We start from the raw sequence: 6,125 nt of genomic DNA, 5'->3' as shown, positions 1-6,125 counted from the left end.
AATGTTGGTCTGGAAGGCGATGCCGTCGATGACGCCGATGATGTCGACGATCTTCCTCGCCGATTCATTGATCGCGCTCATCGTGCTGACGACATCCGACACCACGGCGCCGCCCCTGACCGCCACTTCCGAGGCCGACACCGCAAGCTGGTTTGCCTGCCGGGCATTGTCGGCGTTCTGCTTGACGGTCGACGTTAATTCCTCCATCGACGACGCGGTTTCCTCCAGCGAGGACGCCTGCTGCTCGGTACGCGAGGACAAGTCCTGGTTGCCGGCGGCGATCTCGCCGGAACTGGTTTTGATCGCATCCGTCCCGGCCCGGACATCGCCGACGATCCTGGCGAGACTGGCGTTCATCTGCCCCAGGGCGCGCAGCAGGTCGCCGGTTTCATCCGCTGAATCCGCTTCGATGTTCTGCGTCAGGTCGCCGGATGCGACCACGCGGGTGGCATTGACCGCGCGGGCAATCGGAGCCGTGATCGATCGCGTCGTGATCCAGGCGAACACCACCGTCAGCAGGACCGTGAGCGTACTGGCGATTGCCGCCATGCGTTCGCCGTTGGCGATTTCCCGGTTGACGATCACGCTCGTTTCCTTGATCTGCTCCTCGGCAATCGCTTCGAGTTTGCCCAATGCACTTTTGATCGCCTGGTCAGCGCCCTTGATGGCCGAATCGATCTCGGCAATGCCGGCGCCCGTTGCTTTCATTTCCGCGGCCTTTCCGATCGCCTCGCGATAGGCGGCAATGCCGGACCGCACCTTCTCGATCTCCGCCTTTTCAACGGCTGCCAGGCTGCCCAGCTTTTCGTAGGCGGTCATCGCCGCATCGATGTTCGTCATCTCGGCATGAAACCGTTGTTCGTAATCCTTGCCGCGCATGATGAAGTTCTTGAAGTGCTGGATGCCCTGGCCCAGCGACTCGCCGGCTTGGTTGGTAATATCCAGCTTCGGCTTCGCCAGGGTCCTGTACCCATTCCATGAATTTTCGATCGTGCTGAATTCGCTGTACGAAAACCCGCCAAGCATCACCGTCAGCAATGCGATGAACCCAAAGGTGATGCCGAGACGGGTGCCGATTTTCAGATTGGAGAATTTCATGTTGGTATTCCGGGCCTGTTGAAGGAATGACGAGGAAAAAGGTATTGCCAGGTAGAGCGGGTTGATTCGCCTGCTGATCAAGGACCGGTGGCCAGGCGACGTCAATCCGGCGTATGGGATGGATAGGTAGCTGCCCGAGGGTCGTACCGATTGTATGGTTCAGGATTGATCGTTCAGGAGAGGAAATACGGCCAGCCGAAAAGCACATGGCCGCGACGGCGGACTTCATGCAAACCCAAGGTTGAGATTCCGTATTTCGCACCCTTGCGTGTAGACGCGGAGGCTGCGTGTTCATCGCGAGAAATTGCTCTTGGGTCCATAAGGCTCCTCGTACCGTTCGTTTTTGCTTACCCGTCAAGATTGACAGTGGCAACAATTATTACGGTACAAAGTCTCACAAAATGAGAGTAATTCCTCATGGTAAATATCAATGGCGGGATACTCGCCTATAGACTTCTTGTATCGCTAAATGAAACAGTGGTTCATTGCGAACGCGTTGTCGGGGATTTTTCGCGTACCGGCGAAGGGCGTTCGCCGCTCCGCCGGGATAGCAGCCGCTTCGACACCAACTGCACCGCGATCGTGGCGGCAACGGCAACAAGGAATGCACCCGTGATGCCCATGTGGGGAAGCGCCATGGCCAACAGGAAGCAGAACGCGACGAACGAATACAGACCTGCGACCATGCCCCGCAACAGCGCCGCGGCGAATGCGCCGCCTTGCGATTGATGGGAGAAGGCGGCAAGCACGATGCCGAGGATCGGGAACACCGCCAGGAGACCGCTCCATGCCTGGCCGACAGCACCGGCGGCAACCGTCACGGCCACCGTCAGGATCGCTCCCGCCAGCATGCGGCAGCCCAGCTCCAGTGTCGTGATCGGCCGGGAAGCAATCTGTACGCGGGCCGCCGGAAACAGCCGTGGCGCCAGGAGCAGCGTGGTCAATGAAACACCCAGGGCCGCATACGGCGAAGCCGGCAGCCGTGACAGCAACAGGGCGGCGGTTGTCCACCCGGCCAGGCCGCACAGCAAGGACGGCGGCCACGGCAGCCGCTTCGCCGCGTGCGAGTAAGCCAGGCTGAATGAGACGGATGCAAGGACCGCGGACAACGATGCCGATGCGGCGCGCGACGCAAACACCGGCCCCTGCTCGAATGCGAGAAAGAACAGGATGGGCCCCGTCACCACGGGCAGGCCGGCAAGCCATCCGGCGACCGACGGCCCCCAGCGCTTTCCCGCCAGCGTGAGGAGCAGAAGAAATGCCGGAACAATAAACAGCTTTAATGCAAGCACTGAACACTCCTGCAGGTGGACAAACCGGCGCGGCGTTTTAACGGGACCTTAGAGCGGTTTGCGCAATGTTGTGCGGAAGACGCGGGCTGATTTGGGGTGCAGGGCAAGGCGGGAGGAGTGCCGTGTGGCGAGCCACACAAGCGACGAGCAACACCGCCATGCGTCCCAAAGCGGCCCGCGGCACCGTGCGCCATGGCGCAAACCGCTCTATCTAATCATCATCACCGTCGCTTCCTGACCGCCTGCCGCTGAAGCGCGGAAAACCGAAGTCGTCCCCCGGATCAGGCGGCTCCCGGTATCTGCCCGGATGTTTCTCCGGCGGACGATGCACGGCGAAGACCAGCGTTGCCCCTATCATCGGCAATGCCCACACCAACGCAAGCTGCATCAGGCGCTGTGACCGTTCCGACACGCCGTCGCGCATGATCAGCAATGTGGCTTTTACATTCATCCAGAGAATTGCCGCGATGAGCATGCAGGCAATCACTGCTTCCAATGGAACGGCCTTATGCGGCAAATGGATTCCCATCAGTGGCTCGTCATCGTGCTGCATGACCCGGCGGCTAACGCTCCCAAAACTCGTCATGCTGGGGAAGATCGTCGGTGATATCGAACCATGGCGCTTTCGATTTGACGAACACATGCCTGGTCGGCTTCACGCCCGGATCGCTGTCCAGCGTGCCGAGCGGGAATCCGAGCCAGTCGGGATGGCGGTCGAATTTCGTGAACAGGCTCGATCCGCATTCCGAACAGAATGCCTTGTGCTCGCCGGGAGACGATTCGTAGAACTTGATGAATTCCGCACCGGCGACGGTCTTCCAGTGTTTCGTCCGTACGCTTGCCCGTGTGCGGAATGCCGCTGCGTGGAGTTTCCGGCACATCGAGCAATGGCAGTTCAGCACATCCTTCAGCGGGCCGTCGATTTCATACCGTACCCGCTTGCACAGGCAACTTCCGTAGTTAAGCATGAGTCGCTTCCTTCTATTGAGGGTGGTGGGATGACAGCGCACGATCGCATGGTCGTCATTCGAAGACCGGGCGGAAGAACGTGCGCTCGGTACTGCTGAAGCAGCGGGTTTCCTGCGCATACTTGAACGCGGCCTGGCATCCGGGGTCCGAACGGGACTGGATGCGATAAGTTTCATACGCCGCCAGGCTGGGAAAACTGAAGAGGCAGAGCGCCACGTCATTGGCGCCTTCGGCAGGCAGGAAGTAGCCGTGATGGATTCCTCCCAATCGCTGGATCAACGGTATCCACAGCTTCGCATAGTGCTCGAATTCCTTGAGCTTGTAGGGGTCAACGGTGTAGCGGATGTGGCAGGTAATCATGTGCGGAACAATCCTCGGTTTGACAATACGTATTCTCGGCAGGTGAACGGCATGCAACCTCGATGCGCCCGATGACACGGAACGTGCCGAAGAGCTATTGCCGCTGGTGGCCAAACAGACCGTGGGTAAACGATCAGGGCAAATCGAACCGCGCGCCCTCAAGCGAAAACCCAAATCCTACCCTTTACTGACACAAACACGCATTGTGGCAAGGGAGAAAGTACGAAAACATGGGCAACCAAAAAATCTTAAGCAAGTGCCATTCAAGCCGGGCCTTACTTGCAGTGTGCGATCGAGGGTAACCCTTTGTATTTTATTCGCTTCCTATCTGGAAATAGCTCAAATTGCTTCTGCTCAAGACATGAAGCAGGAACCTTATGGCGCCTGCTGCTATTCAAACGAAGAGAATGCGCCTCGCATCTATTCAATTAACGAAACCAAGATTCGGGAAATATGAAGATTAACGATTCGTCTTCGGGCGCTTACACCAATAACCTCAACAATCATGAAGCGCAGTCGACATCAAGTGAAAACGATACTCGCGCTGTAACGCACAGCCAGAACATTCTTCGGGCTTCGAAGCTGCGCCATCTCCATGATATCGGCGCGTCCCTTGCCCGCGCAGTAGCCGATCCACAGTCCGGTGCAATACCTTCCCAAGTCAAATACAAGGGCATCACTTACGAAAAGGTTCCGGTTATAACGACTGCGCACGATAGCGCCTATTTTATCGACCCTCAGACTCAAACGCTGATCGGCTTGGATCGGCACGCTGATGGCTGCTATATGCCGCGCGGCACAAGCGGCAACTCGGAAACAGCGAAGGCCATCGTTTCGGCGAGTGCCGATGTGAATCTTCCCGCGTCGCTTACCCTCGCCCACAATGAAGCTGGCGCCAAAGCTGGTACCTCTGTGCGTGCGACCAGCGCGACTATGCAGCCGGCTCCGATGTCCGTGGAAGCATTCCTGGAAGGGATGAATGCCGGACATACTTGGAGCCGCACTCTGCCGGACGGAACCGAACTAGGGTTGCGTAAAGCTTTTCCGCTGGATACCAAGATGTTCAGCCGGTTCTTGACGGGCGTGGACACCCACTCCATGAATCTACGATTCGGGCGCCCCTTCATTGGCTCTGGTGAAATCGAGAATTTTACAAAGTCTCCCAATATGACGACGCTTGTCTCCTCCATCGAGGGGAAAATAGTGGGATTCGCCAATCTCTGCTCTACAGAAGAACCGGAAATATGTGAGATGGCGTGGCTGATCCATAAGGATTACCAAGGCAAAAAAATAGGAAAGGTGCTGCTCAATGAGATGAACGGCATTGCCAAAGCGCGGAGATTCAAACGAGTCGAAAACCTGGTGGACAGGCATAACAGCGTCATGCTTAGCTGGTCGCGCAAGCAGCCTGGCTTCATGTCCATGAAACCGCGAGACTATCAATGGCAGCAGGTGTCGATCTCGTTGGAACGCGAAGACATAGAAATACAACCGCCGGCAAGCATGCATGCGTACGTGCGCCCTCAAGAGGAAGCAGGCGAGCACGTGGAAAAGCCTCCTGTCGACCGCATGTCCCCTGAGGAATCGGCCCGTCTGGCAGAACAGAATGACAGGGATGAGGAAGAATTGGGGTATTGACCTTTCAAGGCGAGCTTGTCCTCCAATGATTCCTATGTTGTCTTCTGCCTATCGGGCATAGGCTTGCATATTAAGAGATCAGAAGACAGGGGCGTGAAGAACGTAATAACTGCTACAGCAAGCGGTATTGTCTTTATGGAGCGGATGATGAAAGGTGGCTATCGATATAGAGAGGTAATGACCGAGCTGATGACCTGTCTTGGCATGGCGCCGCTGGACAGCCGGTCTGGCGAAACGTATGTCCTCAATTTCAGCGACGGGGCATCCCTCTATTTCCGTCATGAGACGGATGAGTTTATCGATGTGCTCGCCGAAGTGGGAAAGCTTGGCGATCACACTGCTCAAGCTGTGCTGGCCGACTTGCTGGCACTGAACCGGCTGGTCGCTCGTACTCCGCCCATCCTGATCGGGCTCAATCGCCAAACCGGTGTCATCACGGCAAGCTCACGTGTCGACATCGCCCGCTGCGGCAAAAATGTCCTGACGAATCTAATTTGGGACATGCTTGGCCGCGTATCCGCTGCACGGTCATTGCTGGCAGGAGGGAACGACCAGCGCGCCGCCGGCGCGGGGCATGGACATATGAGGGGAAAGCAACTCATCCTGAAAGCAGCGATAGAAGGCCAGGTTAAAAGTGCGGATGCCCTCCCGGCATAATCGTCGCTGCATACGCCTCAAGATTGATGCTCCGGTGAGTGGCGACCCCACCGCCGGCGCACCGCCGTTCGCAGGGCCGCACGGCGTGGCGTTGACGCGTCAACGCGATGC

At 57.6% G+C, this 6,125-nt stretch carries 7 protein-coding genes and 1 pseudogene; 3 read left to right on the top strand and 5 right to left on the bottom strand.

Features of this window, described 5'->3' with window-relative positions; translation table 11 throughout:
- From V7080_RS22755 to V7080_RS22735, 5 genes are all read right to left on the bottom strand, one after another.
- Positions 1-1,098 (bottom strand): methyl-accepting chemotaxis protein (locus V7080_RS22755; RefSeq protein ID WP_334190664.1); only part of this gene is annotated, 1,098 nt, incomplete at its 3' end.
- A 482-nt stretch (positions 1,099-1,580) separates the two neighbouring features.
- On the bottom strand, positions 1,581-2,390 hold the full coding sequence (locus V7080_RS22750) for a hypothetical protein (RefSeq protein ID WP_334190663.1): 810 nt from the start codon (positions 2,388-2,390) through the stop codon (positions 1,581-1,583).
- Positions 2,391-2,601: 211 nt separating this feature from the next.
- Complete coding sequence (locus tag V7080_RS22745) at positions 2,602-2,943, bottom strand: hypothetical protein (RefSeq protein WP_334190662.1); 342 nt, start codon at positions 2,941-2,943, stop codon at positions 2,602-2,604.
- Between the two features lie 10 nt (positions 2,944-2,953).
- Positions 2,954-3,358: a GFA family protein gene (locus V7080_RS22740; protein WP_334190661.1), complete on the bottom strand. Its 405-nt coding sequence runs from the start codon at positions 3,356-3,358 to the stop codon at positions 2,954-2,956.
- Between the two features lie 55 nt (positions 3,359-3,413).
- Positions 3,414-3,719, bottom strand: coding sequence for an NIPSNAP family protein (locus tag V7080_RS22735; RefSeq protein ID WP_334190660.1), 306 nt, complete (start codon positions 3,717-3,719; stop codon positions 3,414-3,416).
- Between the two features lie 94 nt (positions 3,720-3,813).
- Here V7080_RS22735 and V7080_RS22730 point away from each other — a divergent pair.
- The 3 genes and pseudogenes from V7080_RS22730 to V7080_RS22720 form a co-directional block, all read left to right on the top strand.
- Positions 3,814-3,972: pseudogene (locus V7080_RS22730) on the top strand (IS4-like element ISCARN115 family transposase); the annotation flags it as partial.
- A 200-nt stretch (positions 3,973-4,172) separates the two neighbouring features.
- Positions 4,173-5,357 (top strand): GNAT family N-acetyltransferase, encoded by a 1,185-nt coding sequence (locus V7080_RS22725; RefSeq protein WP_334190659.1) that lies wholly within the window; start codon positions 4,173-4,175, stop codon positions 5,355-5,357.
- Between the two features lie 93 nt (positions 5,358-5,450).
- Entirely contained in the window at positions 5,451-6,014 is a 564-nt protein-coding gene (locus V7080_RS22720) for a CesT family type III secretion system chaperone (protein ID WP_334190658.1), read from the top strand.
- Positions 6,015-6,125: the final 111 nt, after the last annotated feature.

Origin of the sequence: Noviherbaspirillum sp. (assembly GCF_036846085.1) — a bacterium.
In the GTDB taxonomy this organism is placed as follows: Bacteria; Pseudomonadota; Gammaproteobacteria; order Burkholderiales; family Burkholderiaceae_D; genus Noviherbaspirillum.
The sequence above is the reverse complement of the archived record's forward strand: the minus strand, read 5'-3'. Positions and strand labels throughout refer to the sequence as shown.